The organism is Reyranella massiliensis 521 (assembly GCF_000312425.1).
In the GTDB taxonomy this organism is placed as follows: domain Bacteria; phylum Pseudomonadota; class Alphaproteobacteria; order Reyranellales; family Reyranellaceae; genus Reyranella; species Reyranella massiliensis.
On the sequence record NZ_HE997181.1, the window covers coordinates 414,646 to 440,352 of the forward strand.

General features: G+C 64.4%; 27 protein-coding genes. 14 read left to right on the forward strand and 13 right to left on the reverse strand.

The genetic code is table 11. The features are described from left to right. The first annotated feature begins 41 nt into the window (after positions 1 to 41). Positions 42 to 1,631 carry a serine hydrolase gene (locus BN60_RS02035; RefSeq protein WP_020694310.1) on the forward strand — a complete coding sequence of 530 codons (1,590 nt, stop codon included), beginning with the start codon at positions 42 to 44 and terminating at the stop codon, positions 1,629 to 1,631. A 20-nt stretch (positions 1,632 to 1,651) separates the two neighbouring features. Here BN60_RS02035 and BN60_RS02040 read toward each other — a convergent pair whose 3' ends face one another. Genes BN60_RS02040 through BN60_RS02050 form a run of 3 tightly spaced genes read right to left on the reverse strand, consistent with a single transcriptional unit; the run spans position 1,652 to position 4,582 of the window. Further along, complete coding sequence (locus BN60_RS02040) at positions 1,652 to 2,464, reverse strand: glucose 1-dehydrogenase (RefSeq protein ID WP_020694311.1); 813 nt, start codon at positions 2,462 to 2,464, stop codon at positions 1,652 to 1,654. A gap of 60 nt (positions 2,465 to 2,524) precedes the next feature. Further along, positions 2,525 to 3,946 (reverse strand): carotenoid oxygenase family protein, encoded by a 1,422-nt coding sequence (locus tag BN60_RS02045; RefSeq protein ID WP_043283558.1) that lies wholly within the window; start codon positions 3,944 to 3,946, stop codon positions 2,525 to 2,527. Positions 3,947 to 3,976: 30 nt separating this feature from the next. Then, a complete protein-coding gene (locus BN60_RS02050; RefSeq protein WP_020694313.1) occupies positions 3,977 to 4,582 on the reverse strand; it encodes a TetR/AcrR family transcriptional regulator in 606 nt (201 codons plus the stop codon). A gap of 67 nt (positions 4,583 to 4,649) precedes the next feature. Here BN60_RS02050 and BN60_RS02055 point away from each other — a divergent pair, with 67 nt between their 5' ends. Further along, positions 4,650 to 5,270 carry a glutathione binding-like protein gene (locus BN60_RS02055; protein ID WP_020694314.1) on the forward strand — a complete coding sequence of 207 codons (621 nt, stop codon included), beginning with the start codon at positions 4,650 to 4,652 and terminating at the stop codon, positions 5,268 to 5,270. 115 nt (positions 5,271 to 5,385) lie between these two features. After that, a complete protein-coding gene (locus BN60_RS02060) occupies positions 5,386 to 6,093 on the forward strand; it encodes a DUF4198 domain-containing protein (protein WP_020694315.1) in 708 nt (235 codons plus the stop codon). Here the strand turns inward: BN60_RS02060 and BN60_RS02065 are convergent. Continuing rightward, positions 6,090 to 6,923, reverse strand: a complete 834-nt coding sequence (locus BN60_RS02065; protein ID WP_020694316.1) for an enoyl-CoA hydratase — start codon at positions 6,921 to 6,923, stop codon at positions 6,090 to 6,092. The two genes, BN60_RS02060 and BN60_RS02065, sit on opposite strands and share 4 nt — an antisense overlap. Beyond that, positions 6,920 to 8,116: an amidohydrolase family protein gene (locus tag BN60_RS02070; protein ID WP_020694317.1), complete on the reverse strand. Its 1,197-nt coding sequence runs from the start codon at positions 8,114 to 8,116 to the stop codon at positions 6,920 to 6,922. Before BN60_RS02070 ends, BN60_RS02065 begins: the two co-directional genes overlap by 4 nt. A gap of 38 nt (positions 8,117 to 8,154) precedes the next feature. Between BN60_RS02070 and BN60_RS02075 the strand changes: the two genes are divergently transcribed. After that, positions 8,155 to 8,898, forward strand: coding sequence for a 2-keto-4-pentenoate hydratase (locus tag BN60_RS02075; RefSeq protein ID WP_020694318.1), 744 nt, complete (start codon positions 8,155 to 8,157; stop codon positions 8,896 to 8,898). Positions 8,899 to 9,011: 113 nt separating this feature from the next. Here BN60_RS02075 and BN60_RS02080 read toward each other — a convergent pair whose 3' ends face one another. Continuing rightward, entirely contained in the window at positions 9,012 to 9,416 is a 405-nt protein-coding gene (locus BN60_RS02080; protein ID WP_020694319.1) for a hypothetical protein, read from the reverse strand. Between the two features lie 29 nt (positions 9,417 to 9,445). Continuing rightward, positions 9,446 to 10,225: an enoyl-CoA hydratase/isomerase family protein gene (locus BN60_RS02085; protein ID WP_020694320.1), complete on the reverse strand. Its 780-nt coding sequence runs from the start codon at positions 10,223 to 10,225 to the stop codon at positions 9,446 to 9,448. An 81-nt stretch (positions 10,226 to 10,306) separates the two neighbouring features. Here BN60_RS02085 and BN60_RS02090 point away from each other — a divergent pair, with 81 nt between their 5' ends. Further along, positions 10,307 to 11,047, forward strand: a complete 741-nt coding sequence (locus BN60_RS02090; protein WP_020694321.1) for a carbonic anhydrase — start codon at positions 10,307 to 10,309, stop codon at positions 11,045 to 11,047. Positions 11,048 to 11,099: 52 nt separating this feature from the next. Here the strand turns inward: BN60_RS02090 and BN60_RS02095 are convergent, their stop codons facing one another. Continuing rightward, positions 11,100 to 12,278: a pyridoxal-phosphate-dependent aminotransferase family protein gene (locus tag BN60_RS02095; protein ID WP_020694322.1), complete on the reverse strand. Its 1,179-nt coding sequence runs from the start codon at positions 12,276 to 12,278 to the stop codon at positions 11,100 to 11,102. 99 nt (positions 12,279 to 12,377) lie between these two features. Between BN60_RS02095 and BN60_RS02100 the strand changes: the two genes are divergently transcribed. The 5 genes from BN60_RS02100 to BN60_RS02120 all read left to right on the forward strand — a co-directional run bounded on the left by BN60_RS02100 (position 12,378) and on the right by BN60_RS02120 (position 16,904). Continuing rightward, a complete protein-coding gene (locus tag BN60_RS02100; protein ID WP_020694323.1) occupies positions 12,378 to 13,778 on the forward strand; it encodes an aspartate aminotransferase family protein in 1,401 nt (466 codons plus the stop codon). Further along, positions 13,779 to 14,699: an SMP-30/gluconolactonase/LRE family protein gene (locus BN60_RS02105; RefSeq protein ID WP_020694324.1), complete on the forward strand. Its 921-nt coding sequence runs from the start codon at positions 13,779 to 13,781 to the stop codon at positions 14,697 to 14,699. Beyond that, positions 14,699 to 15,139, forward strand: a complete 441-nt coding sequence (locus BN60_RS02110; protein WP_020694325.1) for a GNAT family N-acetyltransferase — start codon at positions 14,699 to 14,701, stop codon at positions 15,137 to 15,139. Before BN60_RS02105 ends, BN60_RS02110 begins: the two co-directional genes overlap by 1 nt. 173 nt (positions 15,140 to 15,312) lie before the next feature. Beyond that, positions 15,313 to 16,356 carry a catalase family peroxidase gene (locus BN60_RS02115; protein WP_202949772.1) on the forward strand — a complete coding sequence of 348 codons (1,044 nt, stop codon included), beginning with the start codon at positions 15,313 to 15,315 and terminating at the stop codon, positions 16,354 to 16,356. Continuing rightward, positions 16,353 to 16,904: a cytochrome b gene (locus tag BN60_RS02120; RefSeq protein ID WP_020694327.1), complete on the forward strand. Its 552-nt coding sequence runs from the start codon at positions 16,353 to 16,355 to the stop codon at positions 16,902 to 16,904. Before BN60_RS02115 ends, BN60_RS02120 begins: the two co-directional genes overlap by 4 nt. A 24-nt stretch (positions 16,905 to 16,928) precedes the next feature. Here BN60_RS02120 and BN60_RS02125 read toward each other — a convergent pair whose 3' ends face one another. Next, positions 16,929 to 17,324: a RidA family protein gene (locus tag BN60_RS02125; protein WP_020694328.1), complete on the reverse strand. Its 396-nt coding sequence runs from the start codon at positions 17,322 to 17,324 to the stop codon at positions 16,929 to 16,931. Between the two features lie 13 nt (positions 17,325 to 17,337). Further along, a complete protein-coding gene (locus BN60_RS02130; protein ID WP_020694329.1) occupies positions 17,338 to 18,309 on the reverse strand; it encodes a Bug family tripartite tricarboxylate transporter substrate binding protein in 972 nt (323 codons plus the stop codon). A 20-nt stretch (positions 18,310 to 18,329) separates the two neighbouring features. On the opposite strand from BN60_RS02130, the gene BN60_RS02135 reads away from it, so the two are divergent. Further along, positions 18,330 to 20,423, forward strand: a complete 2,094-nt coding sequence (locus tag BN60_RS02135; RefSeq protein ID WP_020694330.1) for an acetate--CoA ligase family protein — start codon at positions 18,330 to 18,332, stop codon at positions 20,421 to 20,423. A gap of 6 nt (positions 20,424 to 20,429) precedes the next feature. Here the strand turns inward: BN60_RS02135 and BN60_RS02140 are convergent, their stop codons facing one another. Then, positions 20,430 to 21,869, reverse strand: coding sequence for an aminotransferase-like domain-containing protein (locus BN60_RS02140; protein WP_020694331.1), 1,440 nt, complete (start codon positions 21,867 to 21,869; stop codon positions 20,430 to 20,432). Between the two features lie 147 nt (positions 21,870 to 22,016). On the opposite strand from BN60_RS02140, the gene BN60_RS02145 reads away from it, so the two are divergent. Together BN60_RS02145 and BN60_RS02150 are read left to right on the forward strand one after the other, a co-directional pair. Next, entirely contained in the window at positions 22,017 to 22,859 is an 843-nt protein-coding gene (locus tag BN60_RS02145) for a class I SAM-dependent methyltransferase (protein ID WP_043284559.1), read from the forward strand. A gap of 18 nt (positions 22,860 to 22,877) precedes the next feature. Beyond that, the gene (locus BN60_RS02150) at positions 22,878 to 23,366 is read left to right on the forward strand and encodes a cupin domain-containing protein (RefSeq protein WP_020694333.1); all 489 of its coding nucleotides are present in this window, start codon (positions 22,878 to 22,880) and stop codon (positions 23,364 to 23,366) included. A gap of 24 nt (positions 23,367 to 23,390) precedes the next feature. Here BN60_RS02150 and phhA read toward each other — a convergent pair whose 3' ends face one another. After that, entirely contained in the window at positions 23,391 to 24,134 is a 744-nt protein-coding gene (gene phhA, locus BN60_RS02155) for a phenylalanine 4-monooxygenase (protein WP_020694334.1), read from the reverse strand. Positions 24,135 to 24,244: 110 nt separating this feature from the next. Between phhA and BN60_RS02160 the strand changes: the two genes are divergently transcribed. Beyond that, positions 24,245 to 24,745 carry an Lrp/AsnC family transcriptional regulator gene (locus BN60_RS02160; RefSeq protein ID WP_020694335.1) on the forward strand — a complete coding sequence of 167 codons (501 nt, stop codon included), beginning with the start codon at positions 24,245 to 24,247 and terminating at the stop codon, positions 24,743 to 24,745. On the opposite strand, the gene BN60_RS02165 is transcribed toward BN60_RS02160, so the two are convergent. Next, complete coding sequence (locus BN60_RS02165) at positions 24,715 to 25,674, reverse strand: threonine dehydratase (protein ID WP_020694336.1); 960 nt, start codon at positions 25,672 to 25,674, stop codon at positions 24,715 to 24,717. The genes BN60_RS02160 and BN60_RS02165 overlap by 31 nt on opposite strands. Positions 25,675 to 25,707: the final 33 nt, after the last annotated feature.

Sequence of the window (25,707 nt, forward strand, 5' to 3'; positions counted from 1 at the left end):
GGATGGTAAGTAGAGGAGCAATATACTTTACGGTGGCCGCTATGGTGTTGTCCCTGGGGCTGTCGGGTGGCTCCTCTCTCGCGCAATCGAGCGCCGCAACCCCAACCGACAGCGCGCGCGGCAAGCCGGCGCTGGAAGTGCGCGGCAAGTACATCGATCAGCGCATTGCCGAATTCATGGAGAAACACGATGTGCCGGGGTTGGCGATGGCCATCGTCCAGGCGCCCTATATTCCGCGCTCTGCCGGCTACGGTCGCGCAAGCCTGACGCATGACGAGCTGGCCTCGACGCGGACCTCGTGGAACGTCGGCCCCCTCACGCAGGGCTTTACCGCCGTCGCGATCTTCCAGCTTCACGAGACGCAGAAGCTCGACGTTCGCGACGCCATAGAGAAGCACCTGTCGGGCCTGCCTGCAGCGTGGGCCAAGACTACGGTGCTGGAGCTTCTGCAGCATGCATCGGGCATTCCTGATTACCGGGCCGCTTCTGGTTTCGATGCGAACCGCAGCTACAGGCCTGCCGAGCTGACAGCGATGGTGTCGGCAGCCCCGCTCTTGTTCGAGCGCGGCAGCCAAGTACGTCTGAGCGCAACCAATTTCCTCTTGCTCGGCATGATCGTCGAACGGGCGAGTGGCGTGTCCTTCCACGACTACGTCACACGCCATCAGATCGAACCGCTGGGGCTGCGCAGCACCATGTTCGCCGACGATTTCGCCGCGAAGTCCTTCACCGATCGGCCGCAGAAAGCCGCCGGCTCGAACCAGCACAGCCGGTTCAAGTCCGAGATCGCCTTCATCAATCCAGTCGAGCCCGCGACCGGTTACAAGAGTGTCGACGGCAAGCTCGTGCCGACCGATCCCAAGGCGTCGGCAAACCTCTTCGCCTTCGGCAGTCTCTGGTCCTCGGCAGAAGACATCAGCGCCTGGGATATCGCTCTCGCGGGCGGCATCCTCGTCAAGAACGAGGCGAACAGGGCGTTGATTTACAAGCCGACCAAACTCGCCAACGGAACCGTCGTTCCTGCTATGGCCGGCTGGGAGTTCACACACCATCCCGGCTTCATGGAGATCAAGGGTTCGGCGCCGGGCTTCAGCGCCTATCTCAGCCGCTTCACCGCAGCCGAGGATCTCGTTTGCGTGACGCTGCTCGCGAACAAGGAAGGCCTGGACCTGACGGTCCTCGCGCGGGACATCGCCGACTCCTACAAGGCGGGGCTCGGTGCCGGAGTAGCGTCCGAAGGAATCGTGGCACAGGAAAGCAAGTTTCCAGTCGGCGAGACCATTTCCCGACTGGAGGCTCGGCTCAAGGCGCAGAACGTGCCGGTCTTCGCGATATTCGATCACGAGGCCAATGCACAGCAGGTCGGGATGCAACTGCGGCCGACCAAGGTCCTCGTCTTCGGCAATCCCAAGGTCGGCACCAAGCTCATGCAGGATAACCAGGCGATAGCGCTCGACCTGCCGCTGCGCCTATCCATTTGGGAAGACGCGCGCAGCCGTGTCTGGGTGGGCTATCACGCCCTGGACCGTCTCGCTGCCGAGTACGGCGTCAGGGACGAGTCAACGGTGAAAGCAATGGCGCAGGCCCTCGACGCGTTGGTGGCGAAGGCCGTCAACGTCTACGACTACTGAGATCGAGACACCGACGCGAGCTAACGCGATGCAGGCTTTGCCGCGAGGTTGGTGACGGCGCCGCCCGTCGCGGTTCGGCCGCCATCGACGACGAATTGGCCGCCCGTGGTGTTGGCCGCGAGGTCCGAGCAGAGGAAGAGCACCATGTTGGCGATCTCTTCGGGGGTCGTGTAGCGCCCCGTCGGTTGCGCCGCCTGGTAACGCTGGCTCATCGCGGCGGCATCGCCGGGAGCGATCTGCTCTTCCAGCGCGTGGATCATCCGCGTGTCGACGGGGCCGGGGCACACGGCGTTCACCCTCACGCCCTGCTGCGCAACTTCGCCGGCTGCGGTCTTGGTCAGTCCGATCACCGCATGCTTGGAGGCGACATAAGCCGGCATGCCGGGCGTTCCGACCAGGCCGGCGACCGAGGCAGTGTTCACGACCGAGCCGCCGCCTTGGCGGATCATCTCCGGCAGGACGTGGCGCAATCCGAGAAACACGCCTTTCACGTTGACGCCGATCACGGCGTCGAAGATCGCCTCGTCGTACTCGGCCGTCGGCGTCACCTTGCCTTCGATGCCGGCGTTGTTGAAGAAGCAGTCGATCCGGCCATACGTCTCGATCGCGGTCTTCACGTAAGCCTTCACGTCGGAAGACTTCGTGACGTCCGACGTCACGGCGATGGCCTCGCCGCCGTTCTGGCGAATGATGCCGGTCGTGGCGTCGGCGGCCGAACCGTCACGATCCACGACGACGACCCTCGCGCCATGCCGGGCAAAAGCCAAGGAGGCTGCGCGGCCGATCCCGTTGCCGCCGCCAGTAACGAGAGCGACCTTCCCGGTGAAATCCATGTTTCCTGTCCCTGTTCCTGGCCCATTCAACGGCGGAATCGCCGCTTGAAGGGAAGTCTATCACCGCGGGGCGGCGGGGCTATCCGCAACAAAGCAACCGTGCAGTGAGAACGGCACGTGATGGCGCAGCTTTGCGGTAAAGAGCGGTCGAGCGGCGAGATCGCGCGCATCCAGGCCGACGATGGATGTCTTTTTGCTCACACTATCGAACACCAGCGTGACAATGATGCCGTCATCCTCTGCGTCGCCGGTCGGAATGAACAACGGCTCGCCAGGATAGCCGTTCGGCCCGAAATCGTGTCGCACGACGGCGCCGCTTTCAAAGTCGATGCGCGCGAGCTGCTGTTGTAGGCCGATCGAGCGATCTGCCGGATTGCAGGCAATGTAGGCATAGCGCTGCCGGCGGCCGGTGAAGGCAGGATTGATTGTCGGGAATTCGTTGGCCGCGCCGGTGTCAAATGTGCGCCGATGCGTACGGCCTGTCGCCAGATCGACCGTGAGCCTCGTCAGCGCAGCCATGCCCTTGGCCGGCCAGTCCGATCGCCAATAGTCGCGCAACGTCTGGCCAATTGTGAGGTAGTCGGGATAGAGCGCGAGATCGAGGATCAGCGCACCATCCTGCTCGAAACCATTGGCGAAGTGGAACTGGAAGAAAGCGCCGGTTTCGATCAGCCGCGGCGTGCCGCGTCCGTCGCGCGACACCAGTAGGATCAGAGTGGGCCTGTTGCCCGCCCAATGCAGCGCGCCATCGAAGCTGCTGAATCCCAGCAGGAACTTGAGTGGTTTGACGAGGATCGGGCCGATGCAGAAGACCAGGAAGTGCTCGGTCAGCACGAAATCGTGGTTCATCACCGGATAGGGCAGGGTGACAGGCGGCAGGCGAGTCGCGATGCCGCGCTCCAGCCGGTAGGGCGTCAGCGTCGTCTTGGAGCCATAGTCGATGCCGAAGTTGAACAGCTCACCGGTCGCCGGATCGATCTTGGGGTGAGCCGAGAAAGCCTTCAGCGCGCCGGCGTAGGTTTCGATGCCTCTGGTGTCGAGCGTCGCAGCATCGAGCGCCGTTGGAGGCCCACCTTCCCAGAGCGAGAGCAGCTTGCCGTTCTCCATCACGACCGATGTGTTCGAGACATTGGCTGGTTGGCGGAACGCGTTGCCGAGCACGCCGTAGGGTCGCATCTTGCCGAAGCCGCGATGAACGATGCGCCGAGCCTTCGCCTCGTCGCGATAGCTCTCGGTCGCGACATATCGATTGCGGTAATGGATGCCATCGTCGGCGAAGCGGATCGCCGAGATCATGCCGTCGCCGTCGAACCAGTGTGGAAACCATTTCCCGCCCAGGTCGTTGCGGCCTGATCCATTGCGAAAGAGCGTACCGCGCAAGGCAGTTGGTACAACGCCGTCGATTTCCTCGACGCGGTAACTGTGTTCCTCCGCCAACGTCCGGAAGCCCGGGCTCCACGGATGGGGCGCCTTTTGATCCATACGCCAGTCTACCACGGCGAGAGGTGCGCTCTACCGGCAGATCACCGGCACCATGGAGTTGGCGAAGGCCCGCAGCTCGGCGGCCTTCATGCCGATACGGGCGCGAATGGCGATGGCATACATGATGGCCCCGGCCATGCGCGCACGAGCGGCCGGCGTCGGCTCGGGCGAAAGTCCGGAGTCGGCAAAAGCGCGCTCCAGGCTTTTCTCGATCTCCGCCAGCAGTTCGGCCGCAGCAGCGGCAATCTGCGGATGGGTCGGCGACTCGACGGCCGCAGTGCCGACGATCATGCAGCCGAGCCTGCTGGGCGGCGCGGCATAGAAATCGATCGCTGCCATATAGACCTTGCCGAGACGTTGCTCGATCGTGCCGGAGCCGGCCAGCACCTTGTTCATCGCTTCGATGCTCGTGGTGCCGTAGTAACGCAGCGTCTGGATGTAGAGCTGCTCCTTGTCGCCGAAGGCAGCATAGAGGCTGGGGCGGTTGAGACCGGCGGCTTCCGAGAGCTCGTCGAGCGAGGCTGCGGCGAAGCCCTTCTCCATGAACACGCCGCGCACCCGTTCCAGGACCTCGGCCGTATCGAAGGAGCGGGGACGGCCGCGGGGCTTCTTCTTTGATTCTGTACCGCTTCGCATAATTATCCTTGACGTCTCTTCCGCCGCATATTTATGTACTACATCGCACAAAATTAAGGAGGATGCGATGGAACTCTTCGCTTCACCACTTGCGTGTTCACTGGCGTCGCATATCACGGCTGTGGAGGCTGGTCTGCCGGTCAAGGTCCGCTTCATCGAGAACAAGAAGACCGACGATGGCGGCGACTACTTTGCAATCTCGGCCAAGGGCTATGTCCCGGCGTTGCGCCTGGAGGATGGTCGCGTCCTGAACGAGGGACCGTCGGTCCTGCAATATCTCGCCGACCGCAAGCCGGACGCCGGGCTGGCGCCGGCCTGGGGAACGATCGAGCGCTACGAGCTGATCGATACGCTGAACTATCTGTCGACCGAGGTACACAAGCGCATCTTTGCCAACGTCTTCTCCCAGACCGCGGCCGAGCCGACCAAGGCGGCCGCCCGTGCCCTGATGGAGCCGACGCTGGACTATCTCGCCAAGAAGCTGGGGGATCATGACACGCTGGTCGGCACGAGTTTCACCGTGGCCGATGCCTACTTCGTCACGCTTCTGAACTGGTTCGGCTTCGTGGGCGTCGATCTAAAGAAATGGCCGACGATCAACGCCTACTACCAGAAGCACCTGCAGCGGCCGTCGGTTGCACATGCGATGGGGATCGAAATGGCCGAGCGCAAGCGCCGCGCGGCTTGATCGGGCAGAGGGGCAGGCGGCCTCAAGGTCGCCTGCCTTCGTCTCTCATAATTTAGATTGCGTCTAGTAATCGATATCGGCCGAAGGTATTTCTCGTCCTTCGGAGGACATCGTCATGCGTCTTGTCATCGCCGCTCTTCTTTGGCTGTCGTTCACCACCGCTGCCTCGGCGCATGCGCTCTGGATCGAGCCGGAAGGCGATGGCTTCCAGCTCTATTTCGGTGAGTTTGGCGAGAATTTGCGCGAGGGGTCGCCTGGCCTGCTCGATCGCTTCGAGCCGCTGCCGGCCGCCAAGGCGTTTGGAGCGTCCGGCGAGACCGTGCTGAAGATCGACAAGGGACCGGCCGCCTTCCAGCTCGGCGGCGCTCCGACTGGAACCGGAAGCGTCGTTGCCGAGCAGGTGCGGGTCATGGAGCGCAAGCGGGGCGACGAGGTCACGCGTACCCTCGGCCGCCTGTCGGCGCGCTATGTCAGCGACTTCACCGAGCGCAAGCCGTTGATCACCCTCGACATCGTGCCGACGGGCAAGCCGGGTGCCTTCAGGGTCTTCTACGACGGCAAGCCGCTGCCCAAGGCAAAGGTCGAGGTTGCCGCCGAGTTCGGCTGGCAGCGTGAGCTCAAGACCGACGACAGCGGCGCGTTCGATGTCGATCTGCCGTGGAAAGGCACCTACATGGTCGAGGTGATGGCGATCGATTCTACGCCCGGCACGCACGGCACGCAGGCCTACGACTCGATGCGCTTCATGACCACACTCACCTTCAAGATGTCGACCGGCCTCGAAGCGCCGCCGAGGCCGCCGGTCGTCACGCCGAAGCGCTAGCCTGCCTTCTTGTTAAGAACGGCGAAGCGGTCCTTCGGGGCCTTCTCGCGGGCGGCCGGGCCATAGGTTCCCATCTCCATGCGATGCGGGATGGTCAGCATGTAGTTCTTGAAAGCGCCCTCCATGGCCTGTCGCCAGCCCTGCGCGTCCTGTGTCTCGTTGACCGACGCCTTGGCGAGCTTCAGCGCATAGGGGTCGCGTTCGGCGATCTTCTGGGCCAGCGCCATGGTCTCGTCTTCGAGTTTTTCCCGCGGCACCACGCGGTTCACCAGGCCGGCCTTCTCGGCCTCGGCCGCGGAGATGAACTCGCCGGTGAACAGGTATTCCTTGGTCTTGCGCGGGCCGAAGTCCCACGGCATCGAGAAATACTGAACGTGCGAGCCGCCCCATTTGACGGCGCGGTCCGCAAACTGTGCATCTTCGCTCGCGATGATGATGTCGCAAGCCGACGCGATCATCATGCCGCCCATGATGCAGTAGCCCTGGACCTGGGCGATGGTGGGCTTGGGCAGGTCGCGCCAGCGCATCGTGTTTTCGAAGAAGCGCTCCCAGAGGCGCCGGTACTCGCCCTTGAAGCCGGGCTCCAGCGCGGTCTTCTTCTGGTCCTCCATCTCCTGCGGACTGCCGAGATCGTGACCGGCGGAGAAGTGCTTGCCGGCGCCCGCCAGGATGATGACGCGCACTTCGGGATCGTCGGCGGCGCGCAGGAAGGCGTCGTCCAGTTCCTCGAGCAGAAGCCGGCTCTGCGCGTTCAGCACGTCCGGCCGGTTGGTGGTGATGGTGCGGACCGCGCCGGTCTGGCTCTGGAGAAGCGTCGAATAGGTTTTCATGCCGCTGCCTGCGTCGGATGGCGCAGATCGGTGGCGAGGCCGTTGCCCATCAGGTCGATGAAATTGTCGCAATAGAATTTCTGCTTCTGGCGTTCGCTGGTGCCGGCCTTTTCCATGGACGCCTCGAAGCGCTTGATGGGATGACGGCCGCCTTCGATGTGGGGATAGTCCGAGGAGAAGAGACAGACCTCGTCGGCCGTGTTGGCGATGATCCAGCCGGCATCTTCGTGCGGGTAGGGCGTCACGCGGACCTGCCGGGCCACGAACTCAGAGGGCTTCAGCGACATCTTCTGCAGCCGCTCCTCGTTCTTGTAGAAGGCGTTGTGGGCGCTATCCATGTTGCGCATCCAGCCCGGGACCCACGAGGCGCCTTGTTCGATGACGCCGAATTTCAGGCGCGGGAAGCGGTCGAGTACACGGTCGACGACCAGCGCCGTCAGCGTCTTCATTACCGGATAGGCGATGGCCATGTAGTCGATAGACTTGAAATTGTCGTCGCCGCCATGGAAGTCGGGCACCGGCGGAAGGCCGTTGTTGAAGTAGGCGTCCTCAAGGAGCTTTCCGCCGCCGCCGACATGGAACACGATCGGCAGGCCGGCATCCTGGGCGACGGCCCACAATGGATCGAAGCCGATATGGCTTGGCGAATGGGCGTCGGGGCAGCGCGAGGGGATCATCAGTGCCTTGGCGCCGAGGTCGATCGCCTCGCGTGCGGCTTTGGCGGTGCGCTCGAAGTCGATCAGCGGCACATAGCCCGTCGGCAGCAGCCGGCGGTCGACCGAACAGAAGTCGACCATATGGCGCGTATGGGCGCGGGCCACGGCATAGGCGAGGTCGGGGTCGCGTCCTCCTTCCAGCACCGAGGAGTAGTTCAGCAGCGCCGTCGTGAACATGAGCTGGCTGGCGAAGCCCAGCAACTCGACCGACCGCGTGCGATCCTCCTTGCGATAGGCGCCGAGCGCATCCCAGTTCTTGGCGAGCATGATCTGCGCTTCGTCGAAACCGCTGCCATCGGCGATGCCCTGACGGTGATCGTCCTTGAGGTGGCTATGAAATCCCTCGTGCCGAGGGAACAGCACCTTGTCGGTCACTGTCGCCCGATGTCCGGCTTCGAGATAATTTTCGAGGAAGCCCGGCACTTCCATGATGTGGGCGTCGGCGTCGTGAATGACGCGCCCGCTCGCGTAGGGCATTGTTCCTCCGGTCTTTCGTTGCTTTGCGCGAGCTTAACATGACCATCGATATTTCCCACGCCGTGCACGCTCTGCTGAATGCCCGACGTTCCGGCACGCAGGTGGCGCCGCCGTTCGAACTGTCGGACCGCTCTGCGGTCTATGCCATTCAGGACGGTGTTGCCGCCGCGACGGGACCAGTCGCCGGTTGGAAAGTCGGCGCGCGGACGCCGACGGCGGAACCGAATCCGGCGCCCCTTCTGGCGGGTGCACTCGTTCCTTCGCCGGCGCGCTTCGACGGCAAGGCGATGCACATGATCGGGGTCGAGATCGAGATCTCCTTCCACATCGCGCGCGACATCGCAGCACGCGACACGCCGGTGAGCTACGACGAAGCCCTCTCTGTGGTGGGCGATGCCTTCGTCGGCATGGAAGTCGTCGACACGAGACTCGCCAATTTCCAGAAGCTCGATCCCGAATGGCTGCTCGCCGACAACCAGATGAACCATGCGCTGGTGGTGGGCGGGGCGATCCAGAATTGGAAGGCTCTGGACTGGGCGAATCTTCGAGTGACGCTCGACATCGACGGCCAAACGATCGTCGATCAGAAGGGCGGGCTCGGCGCCGTCGATCCGGTGCGGCCGCTCGCCTGGATGATCGACCATGCGGTGCGCCTCCGTGGCGGCCTCCGCGTTGGCCAAGCGATCACGACGGGTTCATGGACCGGCCTGCGCTATTTTCCGCCGGGCACGCACGCCCGTGGCACCTTCGTCGGATTGGGTTCTGTCGAGGCGCAGTTCTGACGCGTCGTCAGCTCACGATGCTCGACGCCCATACGCTGGACAATCTTGGCCCTGAGCCCCGCGCAGCAAAGCGCGCAGGCCGGGAAGTGGTTCTGGCAGCCGTAGGCTTGTGGCTAGTAGTACCAGCCGGGATAGGGATAGCCGCCCCAGGGACCCCAATCCCAATCGTTCATGGCGTTCTCGTCGGCCGTCATCTGCTGCTCGTCCGCCAGGTTCTTCTGGAAGACGTTGTTGCGGTACGTGCCATAGGCGGCCGAGTTGCCGACATAGATGCACACGCAGACGGTCGGGTCCGGATAGACGTAGAAGACTTGGCCGTTCTTGATCTCGCGCGAGAACTTGTGCGGCGGCAGCGAGCGGAACGCCGCCTGACGCTGCGGTGTGTTCGCCGGCACGAACTTGAAGCCGGCCGCGATCATCATGTCTTCCTTGTTCGCAATTACCTGCTTCGGATTCTGGCAGGCGGCGGCGGCTACGCACAGGCCCAGAACCGTGGCGATTTTGGCAATCCGTATCATTACGTCCCCCTCGGTGGTCGTTCCTTAAGTCAGGCGCCTGACCATTTGGGCGCCCGCTTCTCCAGGAAGGCCGCCATGCCCTCGCGGAAGTCGGCGCTACCGTAAGCCAGTCTGACGAGATCGTCGATATTCTCGTCACCCAAGCGGGCCTGAAGCCGCCGCAGCGCCTCCTTGGTCACCTGCATGGTGATCGGCGCGTGGCCGGCCAGTGTCTGGGCCAGTTCTTCGGCCCGCGTATAGAGGGTTCCCGGATCCGGCAACAGCTCGCTCACAAGCCCGCAGGCCAGCGCCGCCTGGGCATCGATGAGCTTGGCCAGCATCAGCATTTCCTTGACCCGCTGGGGCCCGAGCAGAGCGACCAGCCGTGCGTAGTTGGCCATCGACAGGCAATTGCCCAGGGTGCGGGCGATGGGGAAGCCGAACTGGGCGTTCGTTGCGGCGATCCTGAAATCGCAGACAGCGGCGATGGCCGCGCCGCCGCCTGTGCAAAAGCCCGACACGGCCGCAATCGTCGGCACGGGGCAGGCCTCGATCGTCCCGACGATGCGGTCGATCTTGCGCTCGTAGGCGATGCCGTCGTCGCCGCTCTCGAAGCTCTTGAACTGGGCGATGTCGGTGCCGGCGGCAAAAGCCTTTTCCCCGGCGCCGGTAATCACCAGGGCGCGGATCTCCTTGGTCTGGCCGATCCGGCCGCAGATCTCGGCCAGGCCTTCGTACATGGCGAAAGTCAGCGCGTTGCGTGCTTTGGGCCGGTTGAATGTCACCCAGCCGATGTCACCGCGCCTCTCGTAGAGAAGTTCTTCAGTCATACCGCACAAACTTGTTGGATTTGCCGAAGGCAGCATCATCGTCTATGTCGCCGCACCCCGCAAACAGGCACGAGGCAACCCATGGCGCTGGAACGGCTTCTCAGAGGCTTCGCGGATTTCCGCGTGGGCTACTATCGTGAGCACCTCGACCTGTTCGAGAAGCTGGCGACCGAGGGCCAGTCGCCCAAGATACTGATCGTGGGGTGCTCCGATGCCCGGGTCGATCCGGGTATCCTGACCCAGACCCAGCCGGGCGACATCTTCACAATCCGCAACGTGGCGGCGATGGTGCCGCCGGCGCAGATTCCGCCCGACGAGCGGCAGCACGGCACGTCGGCGGCCATCGAGTTTGCCGTGCGCGGGCTCGAGGTCGAGCACGTCGTCATCCTGGGGCACGCGTTGTGCGGCGGCATTGCAGCGCTGGTCGACGGGCAGGACAGCGTCTTTGCCAGCTTCGACTATCTCTCGACCTGGACAAGTGTCGCGCGCGAGACACGCGACGTCGTGGTGCGCGAGATGGCCGGCCGGCCGCGCGCGGAGATCATGCGCGCCGTCGAGCAGGCGGCCGTCGTCAACAGCATGAAGAACCTGATGGGCTTCCCCTGGCTCGCCGAGCGCGTCGCCGCCGGCAAGCTGGTGCTGCATGCATGGTGGTTCAATCTGACGGAAGGCCAGCTCTATGCCTTTCATCCCGACACGGCGACATTCGAGCCGGTGCACGGCATCCACCTCGAGCCCGCCGTCACTCGCGACACTCGCCTTTCGGCACTGAAGCCGGAGCGCTTCGTCGCCGCTCTGACCGGCAAGACACCGGACTTCTGACGGGCCCACCTGCTCTTCTATCCTCTCTCGCGTAGCGGGAGAGGACGAAGAGTTACGCTGCCAGCGACTTGATCGCTGCGTCCACGCCGCCGGGCACGAACGGCACGCCCGACGCCTGCATGGCAAGCTCGGTCGTGGCGAGGCAGCCCAGCAGCATCGGCTCGTTGAGATCGCCCATATGGCCGATGCGGAACATCTTGCCCATCATCTTGCCGAGGCCGCCACCCAGCGACAGGTTGAAACGGTCGACGGCCGTCTTGCGCAGCGGATCGGAGCTCACGCCCTCGGGCATGACGACGGCGGTGACCGAATTGGAAAGGCGGTCGGGCGTCTGGCAGAAGAGCTGCGGTCCCTTGCCGTCGGAGCCCCAGACGCGCACGGCAGCGCGGGTCGCTTCGGCGAGGCGGGCGTGTCGCGCGAACACGGCGTCGAGGCCTTCCTCCTCCAGCATCTTCAGCGACTCCTGAAGACCGAAGAACATGTGAACGGGGGCTGTGCCCACGAACTTCTGCGGCGCGCGGCCGGTCATCATGTCCCAGCTCCAGTAGTGACGCGGCGTCTTGGACTTGCGCGACACTTCCAGCGCCTTGTTGCTGACGCCGGTCAACGACATGCCGGTCGGCAGCATCAGGCCCTTCTGGCTGCCGCCCACGGTCAGGTCGACGCCCCAGGCATCCATCTTGTATTCCATGCTGGCGAGCGAGGAGATCGTGTCGCTGAGCAGCAGGGCTGGGTGCTTGGCTTCGTCGATAGCACGACGCACCTCGGCCAGTGGCAGCACCATGCCCGTCGCCGTCTCGTTGTGGACTGTGAGCACCGCCTTGATCTCGTGCTGCTTGTCCTTGGCAAGGCGCTCCGCGATCTTCGATATGTCGGCGCCCTTGCGGATGTCGGCGTGGATCGTCTCGACCTTGATGTCCAGGTGATTGGCCATCTCGGTCCAGCTGTCCGAGAAGTAGCCTGTCTCGACCATCAGCACGGTTTCGCCGGGAGAGAAGAGATTGGCGAGAGCGGCCTCCCAGGCGCCGTGGCCGGACGACGTGTAGAGGAACAGGTTCTGGTCGGTCTTCAGCACGCGCTTCACACCGTTGTGGCAGGCGTGATGGATGGCGAGGAACTCGTCAGACATGAAATCGATGACCGGCCGGTCCATCGCCCGCAGGATGCGGTCGGGAATGTTTGTTGGGCCGGGATTATTGAAGAATTGGCGGCCACGAGGCTTGGCGTTCACTGCGTTCCTCCGCTCTGGAAGGCGGAACTCTGGCGTGTGCCCCTTGGCGAGACAAGCGAGACAAGCGATGCTCTGCCATTAGCTGGGTTGAGGGCAAGTATGACCACGCAAAAGAACGATTCATCACAGACGAATTCGGCCATCGTGGCCGATTATCGTGCGCGTACCGGCGGCTCCGCCGTGCTGTACGAGCGTGCGGCCAAGGTGCTGCCGAGCGGCATCACGCACGACGCGCGCTACCTCGACCCCTATTCGATTCACGTCTCGCGCGCGGTCGGCCCGCGCAAGTGGGACGTCGATGGCAACGAGTATGTCGACTATTTCGGCGGCCACGGTGCGATGCTGCTGGGCCATTCGCATCCCGCCGTCATCGAGGCGGTTAAGCGGCAGATCGAACTGGGCACGCACTATGGATCGAGCCACGAGCTGGAGGTGCGCTGGGCCGAACTGGTGTGCGAGCTGATTCCGTCGGCCGAGAAGGTGCGTTTCACCGCATCGGGCACCGAGGCCTCGCACATGGCGATCCGGCTGGCGCGTGCCTACACAGGCAAGGACAAGATCGTACGTTTCATCGGCCACTTCCACGGCTGGCACGACACGGTCGCCGCCGGCGCCACCTCGCACTATGACGGCACGACCACCCCAGGTGTTCCCCAAAGCGTCGCCGATCTCACCATCCTGATGCCGTCCGACGATGTCGGCGCCGTCGTGAAGCTGCTCGAGAGCCGCGACGACATCGCCGCCGTGATGTTCGAGCCGTCGGGCGCATCGTGGGGGCAGGTGCCGCTGCCGCCGGGCTTCATTCAGACGGTGCGCGACGTGACGACCAAGCGTGGCGTCGTGATGTTGATGGACGAGGTCATCACGGGCTTCCGCTGGTCTTCCGGCGGTGCCCAGAAAGCCTTCGGCGTGACGCCGGACCTCTGCATCCTGGCCAAGATCGTGGCCGGCGGACTGCCGGGCGGCGCGGTGGCAGGCAAGCGCGAGATCCTCGATCTGATCGATCATGCCTCGACCGCCGCGAAGAAGCAGGAGCGCATCGGCCATCCGGGCACCTACAACGCCAACCCGCTATCGGCCGCCGCAGCGGTGACGGCGCTCTCGCTGCTGCGCGACGAGGACCTTGCCGAGAAGGCCAACCGGACGGCGGCCGTGTTGCGCAAGGCGCTGACGCAAGTGCTGGTCGACGAGGGGATTCCCTGGGGCATCTACGGCCAGTCCTCGACCTTCCTGATCTATCCCAACCCGACCGGCGACGACATCGATCCGGCGACCTTCGATCCGCTGAAGCAGGGCTTCGCCAAGTTGAAGGGCGGCCGTTCGGGCCCGCTCAGCGGCAAGATCCGCATGGGCCTGATGACCCATGGCGTGGATGTCATGGGCGCCCCGGGCGGCTTCGTGTCGGCGAGCCACGGCGCGGCGGAGATCGAGAAGACCGTCCATGCGTTCCGCCAGACGGTGCGTGCGCTCAAGGCCGAGCGTGAAGTGAAGGCTGCCTAGATGTATGGCCTCACCAAGCCGGTAGCCGCGACCGAGTTCACGCGGCTGCCGGAGAGGTTTCGCAAACCTGGTCGGACCTCATGGGGCGATGCCAACGCCGTCGGCCAGGTGCTCGACTCCTTTCTCGAAGGGCCGAGCTTCGATCGCGACGGTAATCTCTACGTCACCGACATTCCGTTCGGTCGCGTCTTTCGCATCGACCCGAAGGGCGAGTGGACGCTGGTGACGGAGTACGATGGCTGGCCGAACGGTCTCAAGATTCACAAGGACGGCCGCATCTTCATCACCGACTACAAGCGCGGCATCGTTCTGTTGGATCCGGCGACCGGCAAGGTGACGCCGCTGATCGAGACGCGCGGCTCGGAGAGCTTCAAGGGCGTCAACGATCTGTTCTTTGCCGCCAATGGTGATCTCTATTTTACCGACCAGGGCCAGACCGGCCTGCACGACCCGACAGGCCGGGTCTATCGCTACGATACGGCCGGCAAGCTCACGATGCTGGTCGGCACGGTGCCCAGCCCCAACGGCCTCGTCATGAACAAGGCGGAGAACGTGCTCTATGTCGGGGTGACGCGCGGCAATGCCGTGTGGCGCCTGCCGTTGATGGCTGATGGTTCCGCCAGCAAGGTCGGCCTGTTCATCCAGATGAGTGGTGGCCACGCCGGGCCTGATGGCATGGCGTTGGACGAGGAGGGTGGACTGGTGATCGCCCATCCCAGCACGACCGCCTGGCGCTTCGATCATCTCGGCCGGCCGACCCACCATGTCGATTGCGGCGACGATATCTACTGCACCAATGTCGCTTTCTCCGGTCGCGATCTCTACCTCGTCGTCTCGCGCCAGAGCGGCAAGGTCGTGAGCGGGACCATCCTGAAAGCCACGATGCCAGTTGCCGGCAAATCCATGTTCAGTCACGCGTGATGTTGAGAGTCGGCAAGCTCGTCGAAGGTGACCGCACGGAATGGGAGGTCCTGTTCCGCGCCTATATCGACTTCTACAAGCGGACGCTTTCGCAGGAGATGTACGACCGTGCCTGGAACGAGTTCCAGAAGGATACGCGCATGCATGCGTTGGGCGCCAAGCTCGATGGTCGCCTGGTCGGCATCACGCATTTCCTGATCCACGCCAACACTTCGTCTGCCGACGTCTGCTATCTGCAGGACCTGTTCACGGCATCTGACGTGCGCGGCAAGGGCGTGGCGCGGGCGCTGATCGAGGCCGTCGCCGACTGGGCGCGCGAACGCAAATGCCCACGCGTCTACTGGCAGACCCAGGAGAGCAATGCCACGGCGCGGCTGCTTTACGACAAGGTCGCCGTCAACCGCGGCTTCATCCGCTACGATATCGAGCTGGACGCATAGCCCGAGCGCATTCCGCTCGGAACGACGTCGTCCTCGCCGCAAGAACTGTGCCGGCGATTCTGACGTAATGACCACGGGATTGTTACTCGCAGAGAATTGCCTGCGGGACTAACTCGGGATGGAGAACAGCAACCAACGGCTTTCGCCAACGGTCCTCCATGGTCGAACCTCCAATGTCGCCGTCCCGTTCGTTCGCCGCATCCTGTGTGCTGATCGCCGTCGTCGTGGCGGTGGGCGCGGGCGCCTTCGCTTACACGGCGGGCTGGCTCTCGCCCAACCGCCTGACGCCGGCCAAGCTGGTCGATGTGCTGGCGCCGGCGGAGGGGCCCGCCCTCGGCTATCGCCGCAATCACGCCAAGGGCATCTGCTTCACCGGCATGTTCGACTCGAATGGCAAAGGTGCGGATCTCTCGGTCGCTCAGGTCTTTGCGCCTGGTAGCTATCCGGTCGTCGGCCGTTTCAATCTCGCGACACCCAGTCCCACGGCGGCGGATGCGACGGTTCGGGTTCGCGGCCTGGGGCTGCAGATCACGACGCCGGACGGCGGGGTCTGGCGCAGCGCGATGATCGACCCGCCGTTCTTTCCCGTCGCGACACCGCAAGCCTTCTATGAACTGCAGAAGGCCGCGCACAGCAAGGACCCTGAGGCGATGAAGCGCGTGGTCGCCGCGCATCCGGAGATCGCGGCCTTCGGCAAATGGGCCGCCACCGCGCCCTGGACGTCGAGCTATGCCGAAGACCCGTACAACGGCCTGAACGCCTTCCTGTTCGTCGACAAGACCGGTGTTGCGCGCGCGGTGCGCTGGTCGCTGCGGCCGGCGGCAGAGCCGGTGCCGATCGCGCCCGCCGAGCTTGCCAAGCGTGGCCCCAATTATCTCGAACAGGAGATCGCACAGCGCGTCGCCGCGGGACCGCAACGCTGGACGATGACGGTGACCGTGGCCGAGCCGGGCGACGTCACCGCCGATCCCAGCAAGGCCTGGCCGGCCGATCGGCGCACTGTCGAGGTCGGCACCTTGGTGGTGCAGCGGATCGAGGCGGAGGCCGACGGTCCCTGTCGCGAGATCAACTTCGATCCGACAATCCTGCCGAAGGGTATCTCAGTTTCGGACGATCCGTTTCCCGCCGCCCGCTCGGCCGCATACGCGAGGTCCTACGACCGGCGCACGGCGGAGGCGAAGCATTATCCCAGGACTTCCGGGAGCCCCAAACAATGAGCAGGCAGCTGACCCGCTTCACTGGCCTTCAGCGCCTGCTGCATTGGCTGATGGCGGTGTGCATCGTGGCGATGCTGTTCATCGGCATCGGCATGGTCTCGACCACCGCGCCGCGTTACGTACCCTTGCTGGAGACGCACAAAACGCTGGGCGCCGTGATCTTCGTCCTGGCATTGCTGCGGCTCGGCGTGCGCCTCGTGCTGGGCGCGCCGCCGCTCCCGGCAAGCCTGCCGCCGCTCATGCGGCTGGGTGCGATCCTCTCTCACTACGCGCTCTACGCGCTCATGATCGCCATGCCCTTGATCGGTTGGGCGATGCTGTCGGCCGGCGACTATCCGATCGTGCTCTATGGCGGAATCCGGCTGCCGGCGATCCTGCCGCAGAGCGACGCCCTGCACACGCTGCTGCGCAGCGCACATCATTGGCTGGCGCTGGCCTTCTTCGCGCTGATCCTGCTGCACCTCGCGGCGGCGCTGTTCCATGCCCTGATCCGGCGCGACGGTGTCTTCGAGGCCATGTCGCCTATGCCGTCGCGCGGCAAGCACTGACACCCTGGTTGGCGGTTGCCGCTGTTACCGCTTTCCCTTGCCGAGATGGGCCACAGCTTCGATCTCGACCAGGATTTCGGGCGCGGCGAGCGCGCTCACCTCGACCAAGGTCGAGGCCGGGAAGTCACCTGTGAAGAACTCGCGTCGGGCTGCCCAGACCTTGGTGTTGTTGGCGATCTCCGTGACGAACACCGTGATCTTGACCACGTCGGACATGGCGCCGCCGGCGGCTTCGAGCAGGGACTTGATCTTGCCGAAGATCACTTTTGCCTGCTCGTACTCGTCGTTCCCGGCAACGGTCGTGCCGGTCCGTGCCGTCATGCCGGAGACATAGGCGACGCCATCGACGACGAGACAGTTGGACCAACGCTCGGGCGGCGGCTCGGCGACGGCGGGCGAGATCACGCGACGGATGGTCATGTTGAGTTCCTCCTTACTCGGGCTTGGCGCCGGATGACTTTACGACCGGCGTCCACTTGTCGATTTCCTCCTGCACGAAGCGCGTGACCTCGGCAGGTGTCATCGTGCTGGGTTCGGCACCGATCTCTTCCCAGCGTTTGACGACGGCCGGCTCCTTCAGCACGGCCTGCATCTCTGTCGCGATGCGATCGACGATCGGCGCCGGGGTCTTGGCGGGCACCGAGATGCCGAACCAGGAGTAGGAGATGAGGTCGGGGTAGCCCGCTTCCTTCATGGTCGGCACATCGGGGAAGGCGGGATTGCGCTGCTCGCCGCTGACCGCAAGCGCCCGGACCTTGCCGGCCTTGATGTGTGGCGCCGCCGAGGGCAGCGAGTCGAACATCGAAGGCACATTGCCATTGATCGTGTCGATCATGGCAGGACCTGCGCCGCGATAAGGCACGTGAACCATCTCGGCGCTGATCACCTGCGAGAGACGCACGCCGAGAAGATGGTTGCTCGAGCCTGCGCCGGAGGTGGCATAGGCGAGCTTGCCCGGATTGGCCTTGGCGTACGCGACATAGTCCTTGAACGTCTTGACCTCGAAGGTCGGATTGACGACCAGCACGCTGGGATTGGTCGAGGCGATCGACACATGGATGAAGTCGGCCATCGGGTCGAAGTCGCCACCGCCGTAGAGCGTGGGCGAAATGGTGAGGCCGGAAATCACCGACATCAGGAGGGTGTAGCCATCCGGCGGCGCTTTCGCCACCAGCGCCGTGCCGACCATCGCGCCCTTGCCGGGCTTGTTGTCGACGATGATGTTCTGTCCCAGACGCTTGCCGAGATACTCGGCGACGACGCGGGCAACGACATCGGTCGTTCCACCGGGAGCGTAGGGCACAACGAGCCGGATTGGCTTGTTGGGCCATGGTCCGGTCTGGCCGTATGCCGGCAGGGCGATGGTGGAGAGTGCTGAAGCGACGAAAGTGCGGCGAGAAAACATGCGCGGAGTATACTCGGCGCATGAGCGATCCCAAGAACCTGTTCGCAGCTCTGTTCGAGCCGCGCCGCATTGCCCTGATCGGTGCATCGGCCGATCCAGCCAAGACGACGTCGCGGCCGCAGCGTTTTTTGCGCAAGCACGGCTTTACCGGCGAGATCCTGCCGGTAAATCCTTCGCGCGGCGAAATTCTCGGCGAGAAAGCCTACAAGGATCTCGACGCGATTCCGGGCGACATAGATCACGCCTACATCCTGCTGAATGGCGCGGCGGCTGTGACTGCCCTGGCTGACTGCGCCCGCCGCAGCGTGAAGGTGGCGTCTATCCTGGCCGGCGGCTTCGCCGATGCCGGCGCGGCCGGTGCCTCGCTGCAGGACGAGCTGACGCGCATCGTGCGCGAGACAGGCATACGCCTCGTCGGGCCCAACAGCATCGGCACGGTGAGCACCGATCCCGCCGTGGCGCTGACGGCGAATGCCGCCTTTGCCGTCGACAAGCTGCGGACTGGACGCTGGGCCGTGGTCAGCCAAAGCGGCAGCCTGATCGGCGCGCTGCTCTCGCGGGCCGATGCCCGCGGCATCGGCTTCTCGCGGTTGATTTCGGTCGGCAACGAGGTCGATCTCGCCGTGGGCGAGATCTCGGATCTGCTGGTCGACGATCCCCGGACCGATGCCATCCTGCTCTTCATGGAGACCCTGCGCGACGGCGAGCGGCTGGCGCATGCGGCGCGGCGCGCCCATGCGGCCGGCAAGCCGGTGATCGCCTACAAGCTCGGCCGTTCGTCGATCGGCCAGGAGCTTGCCAAGTCGCATACCGGAGCGATTGCGGGATCCGACGCCACGTTCGATGCCTTCTGCCGCCGGCATGGCATCGCGCGGGTTGCGATGTTCGAGTCCCTGATCGACGTGCCGCCGCTCCTCGTGGACCGGCCGCCGTCGCGCGGCTCGCGGGTTGCCGTCGCCACGACCACCGGCGGTGGCGCCGCCATGGTCGTCGACAACATGGCGGTGGCAGGTCTCGATATCGCCGGGCCACCGCGCGCGCTGGTCGACTGGTTGAAGCCGCTGGGCATTGCGGCCGGGGACGGCAAGCTGGTCGATCTCACGCTCGCCGGCGCCAAGCCGGAGATCGTGGCGGGCACGATCGAGCGTCTGCTGGCCGACGACGCCAACGACGCGGTGATCTTCGTCGTGGGCTCCTCCGCGCAGTTCAATCCCGAGCTGGCGGTCGAGCCCCTGTTGCGCTTCGCCAAATCCACCAAGCCGTTCGCGGTGGCGCTGACGCCGGCGGCCGACAAGTCGCTGGCTCTGCTGACGGCAGCGGGCGTGCCGGCCTTCCGCCATCCCGAATCCTGTGCCGAGGCCTTGGCGCTTTGCCTTCTGCGCAAGCCTCTGCAGCAAGTGCCTGCGTTGCAGGAGCCATCGGTCGCCGCACTGGGAGCTCTGGAGGCGGGCCGCGTCTCGGGCTTCGACGAACGGCGGGCCGCCGATCTCTTTGCTACGCTGGGCGTGCCCATGGCGAAGTCAATGGCCGTCCCCGATGCCAAGCGCATCGTGGCGGCGGTGGCGGAGGTAGGGGCGCCTGTGGTCCTCAAGATCCTGTCGGCCGATATCGCCCACAAGACCGAAGCCGGAGGGGTGGCGCTCGGTCTGCAGGATGGCCAGACCGCGGCCATCGCGGCGCGCGAGATGGAGAAGCGGGTCAGGGCTCATGCGCCCCAGGCACGCCTCGAAGGCTTCCTGGTGCAGAAGATGGAGCGCGGGCTCGCCGAGGTCATCCTGGGCTTTCGCCGCGATCCATTGGTTGGACCAACGATTACGGTCGGCCTCGGCGGCGTGCTGGCCGAGATCTACAGGGATGCTGCGACGCGGCTCGCCCCGGTCGGTGAGGCCGAGGCTCGGCAGATGATCGACGAGGTGAAGGGGCTGGCGACCCTGCGCGGCTATCGCAACCTGCCGAAAGGCGATGTGGCCGCTTTGGCACGCACCATCGCCGCCTTCTCGAACCTGGCGCACAAGACCTTCGATGGCGTGGCCGAAGCCGAGATCAACCCATTGCTGGTGAAGCGCGAGGGTGAGAGCGTCGTGGCCGTCGATGGGCTCGTCGTGCTGCGCTGAGGAGGGCTATTCCGCCGCCTGCTGCCGGCTCCAATCGTCTTCAGGCCGGGCCGCAATGTGCTCAAGCCAGCGATGCAGACGGGAATCGCCGCAGGTCGTCACGTTGAAGCGCATCCACGGCGATCGCTGCAGGTGCGGCCGGAAGACCGTGCCGGGCGCCAGAACAATGCCGTGATCCGATGCGTCCTTCGCCAGCGCCAGCGAGTCCTCGATCTGAGGGAAGCGTGCCCACAGGAACATGCCGCTGCCCGGCTCGACGAACAATGGCATCCCGATGCGCTCGAACGTCTGGATCGCACTGGCCCGCGCCTCATCGAGACGCTTGTGCAGCCGAGTCAGGAACTTCCGGTAGTGGCCATCGACCAGCATCGAATAGAGCAGTCGTTCTATGAACTGAGAGCTTGTGATGCTGGAAAGCATCTTGATGTCCGTCAGCTCGTCCGCGATGGCCTGATCCGCCACAAGGAAGCCCACTCGAAGGCTGCCTGAAAGGGTCTTCGAGAAGCTTCGCGCATAGATGACCTGGTTGAACTGGTCGAGCGCCGCCAGCCGCGGCGTCTTCTTGGTTTGCAGGTCGCAGAAGATATCGTCTTCGACGACCAGGAAACCGAACTGTTCGGCGAGCTGCAGCACGCGGAAGCTGGCGTGCGGACTCATGTTGGTCCCGGTGGGGTTCTGCAGAGCCGACTGGGTGAAGTAGATTCTGGGTCGATGATCGGCCGCGAGCTGCTCGAGCATCGCCAGATCGGGCCCATCCGCATTGCGCGGCACGGCGAGCAGCTTGGCGCCGTACAGGCGAAGGCTGCCGAACAGATTGTAGTATCCTGGGTCGTCCACAAGCACCGCGTCGCCGGGTTTGATGAAATGACGAATGATCAGGTCGAGCGCCTGGCTTGTCCCTTGAGTCAGGACGATCTGGGACGCGCTGGCGGTGATGCCCAATTCCGACAGCATGAGAACGATATGCTCGCGAAGGGGCAGGTAGCCGCGCGGATTGCCATACTCGATCAAGTGCGTTCCGTTCTTGCGGGCGAGCGCTGCAAGGCTCTGACGGATGCCCATTTCGTCCATCCAGTCGTTGGGAAGCCATGGGCCGCCCGCGAGGATGGTTCCTTCGCGTGCTTCGAGCAATCGACGGACGAGCCAGACCAGTTCCTCGTTGCGCTTCTGGTCATCCGACGATGAATGACGCGTCGGGACATTGCGCGACGATGTCGTGAAGAAGCCGGCGCCGCGGCGGGCTTCGAGATAGCCGAGCGCAACGAGCCGGTCGTAGGACTCCACTGCGGTGAAGCGGCTGATCCGATAGGTCTCGGCGAGCTTGCGAATCGATGGCAGCTTGGTGCCCGGACGCAGCAGCCGATCGTCGATCTGCCGCCGGATGCCCTCGACGACCTGAACGACCAGCGGCGTCGAATCGCCGGGATCGATTTTGAAGGAGATCATCGCTGTCTCCGGCTTCGGGTAACTGGCCTGCTGGAACGACCGATACAGGTCAGGGTGGTGTCAGTCGAACTGTACATGTTTGTCCGCCCGGTTGACAGACATCATCCGCCTGCAGCCGAACGCCAAGCCAGGGAGGCAAGAATGACGATGACCGCTGTTGCTGCCCAATCGAATGCCGCGCCGGCTCCGGCCGACCTCGCGGCCGTGAAGACCCGCCAACAGGGCGCATGGTCTTCCGGCGACTATGCGGTCGTCGGCGCAACACTTCAGATTGTAGGCGAACAGTTGTGTGAAGCCCTCGACCTCCGCGCCGGCCAGAAGGTTCTGGATGTCGCTGCCGGCAACGGCAATGCAACGCTCGCTGCGGCGCGACGCTGGTGCGACGTCGTCTCGACTGATTATGTTCCCTCGCTGCTCGAGCGCGGGCGGGCCCGCGCAGCTGCCGAAGGATTCAACATCGACTTTCGGCAGGCCGACGCTGAGGCATTGCCTTTTGCAGACGCCGCATTCGATGTCGTGGCTTCGACCTTCGGCGTCATGTTCACGCCAAATCAGGAGCAGGCCGCCGCGGAAATGGTTCGGGTCTGCCGGCCTTCCGGCAAGATCGGGCTCGCCAACTGGACGCCGGATGGTTTCATCGGCCATCTCTTCAAGACCATCGGGAAGCACCTGCCGCCGCCGGCAGGCGTCAAGTCGCCGGCCTTGTGGGGAACGAGCGCGCGTCTCACCGAACTGTTCGGACCGGCGGCAGCGTCGATTGCGATCAAGGAGCGCGATTTCGTCTTTCGCTACAAGTCGGCGCAGCACTGGCTCGACGTTTTCAGGACCTATTACGGCCCGGTCCTGAAGGCATTCGAGGCGCTTCCTTCGCAGGCCCAACCGGCATTGGCGGCAGATCTCGTTGCGCTGGTCGGCCAGTTCAATCGCTCAGGCGACAGTTCGATGGTCGTGCCCAGTGCGTACATCGAGATCGTCGTCACCCGGCGCTGAATGGAAAGGACGAGCGCCATGAAACGGATCGTTTCGATCGCCGCCCTCGGCGGTACGTTCTGGCTGGCGCTTGCCTCGGTCGCGGGCGCACAGACTCACACCGTGGCCCACGGCGGCGGACATTTGATGGTCCTGCCGTCGGAACTGAAGTGGGTGGACGTACCGTCCCTACCCGCAGGTGCCCAGATCTCTGTCATCGAGGGGCCGCTCAACGAGGCGAAGCCGATTACGGCGCGCATCAAGTTCCCAGCGAACTATCGCCTGCCGGCGCACCATCATCCGGTAATCGAGCATGTGACCGTGCTGTCGGGAACCTTCAACATGGGCGCGGGCGACAAGCTCGATATGTCCAAGACCATGCCGCTGACGGTTGGCGGCTTCGCCATCATGCAGCCGGGAACGCCTCACTTCGCCTGGACGTCCGAGGAGACGATCGTGCAGATTCATAGCGTAGGACCGTGGGGTGTCACCTACGTCAATCCAGCGGACGATCCCCGAAAGAAGTAGCCCGGCGTCGCGCTGGCGGCGACGTCAATGGCGGTCCGGCCGCTCCATGAGCTGCCGGAAGTCATTCAGCACAAAGTAAATCGGCTGCAACTTGTCGATCTCGTAGGGGCTCTGCATGGCCTTGGCCGGATCGAAGGGCACGCGCTGCACGCCGTCACCTTCAATCGCATGCTTCACTTCGGCAGCCGATGAGAGGATGCCTGCACCGTAAGCCTTCAGGCCCTGCGGGGTGCGGATCAGGCCGAACTCGACGGTGAACCAGTAGAGGCGCGCCAGAAGGTGGACATCAGGTCCGGCTTCGACGCCGCGGCGACCGTACTCCTGCATGTAGTCGGCGAACACCGGATCGGTTAGCAGCGGTACGTGTCCGAAGAAATCGTGGAACAAGTCGGGTTCGACCAGATAGTCGAGCTCTTCGCGCTTGCGGATCCACACGGTGACGGGAAAGCGGCGATGCGCCAAGTGGTCATAGAAAGCCGCGTCCGGGATGAGGCCCGGAACGCCGACGACCCGCCAGCCCGTCAGCGGCTCCAGCCTGGCATTCACCGCGGCGAAGTCGGGGATCGTGTCGCCGATACCTAGCGTCTCGAGACCCTTCAGGAATTCCGCGCAGGCATACTGGCGGGCAAGGGCGCTCTGACGCTCGACCAGAAGCCGCCACACCGCCTGCTCCTCATTGGAGTAGTGGGCGGGATGCTGCGTCACCGTCCAGTCCGGCGCCATGCCAGCATAGTCGCCGCGCAGATTGTCGAGAGGAGCAATGTTCATGCATCGAATATGGGCCGTCCCCGCAGGTGAATCCGTGCAAAGTTGACCTTCTTGGTGGCTCTTTGCGGGTGTATTCTCTATAATTAGAAGTACTTTTAGAGAAAAACACTATGATTGCCCTCGACGACATCGACAAACGTATCGTGAGTGCCCTCCAGGCCGATGGCCGTCTTCCCATGGTCGAACTGGCGGAGCGCGTCGGCCTTTCGGCGACGCCTTGCCAGCGTCGCGTGAAGCGGCTGGAGGAAGAGGGCGTCATCAGCCGCTATGCCGCTTTGGTATCGCCGCTATCTCTCGGTCTCGCGCTGCAAGCGCTGGTGCAGGTCACCCTCGACGACCATTCGGAGAAGAACGTCGAGGCTTTCGAGGCGGCGATCAGGGCGCGGCCCGAGGTGGTGGCTTGCTACGCCGTGACCGGCGACATGGACTTCCTGCTGCATGTGCAGACGCCCGACCTCGCGAGCTTCAGCGAGTTCGCCATGAAGGCCTTGTTGCGCATGCCGGGCGTTCGCGGCACGCGATCGTCCTTCATCATGCAGGCGGTAAAGAGCGATCTGGCCTGGGCCCCCCAACCGGCTCCTCAGCCTGCGCCGCCGAGCACGCGCAAGTAGACGGGGCGATCGATGTTGCCGCCGCTCAGGACGAGGCCCACGCGCTTGCCCTTCATGCGCTCGCGCTCCTGCAGAAGAGCCGCCAGCGCGGCCGCCCCGGCGCCTTCCGCGAGCTGGTGGGTGTCTTCGTAATAGGCGCGCATGGCGGCACCGATTTCGGCGTCGCTCACCTGCACGATACGGTCCGCCCCTTTCAGGATGATCTCCAGTGCCTCGGGGTCTGGACCGCGCACGGCCATCCCGTCGGCCATGGTGTCGGCGCTGTTGGTGGCCACGACCTTGCCGGCGGCGAAGGACAGGGCATAGGCCGCAGCCTCCGTCGAGACGACGCCCACCACCTTGGTCGAGAGGCCAAGGGCATTGCGCACCGAGATGGTCGCGCAGATGCCCGATCCCAGGCCGATCGGCACATAGACCGTGTCGAGCACGGGTGCCGCCCGGAAGAGTTCGAGCGCATAGGTCGCAACGCCCCGCACAAGGTCGCGATGGAAGGAGGGCACCATGGCGAGCCCGCGCTCGTCGGCCAGGTGCATCGCCGTTTCCTTGGCGGCGTCGAAGTCGTGCCCGGCCTCGACCAGCTCGGCGCCGAACGCTCGCATGGCGGCATTCTTTTCGACCGAGTTGCCATGTGGCACCACGATGGTGGCGGCGATACCCGCCCGGGCGGCGGCGAGCGCGATGCTTTGGCCGTGATTGCCCCGGGTGGCGCTGATCACGCCCTTGAGGCCCGGCCGCTCACGCTTCAGACGCTCCATGTAGACCAGCCCGCCACGCACTTTGAAGGCGCCGGTCGGCGTGTGGTTCTCGTGCTTCACCCAGACTTCGCAACCCGTGCGGCGGGCGAGCAGCGGCCAGGCGTACTGTGCCGTGGGCGGCATGGCAGCCATTACGATGGCGGCGGCGTCTTCGACGTCCTTGAGAGACAACATGGCGCCACTTTGGGCTAAGATGGCCGCCGATCC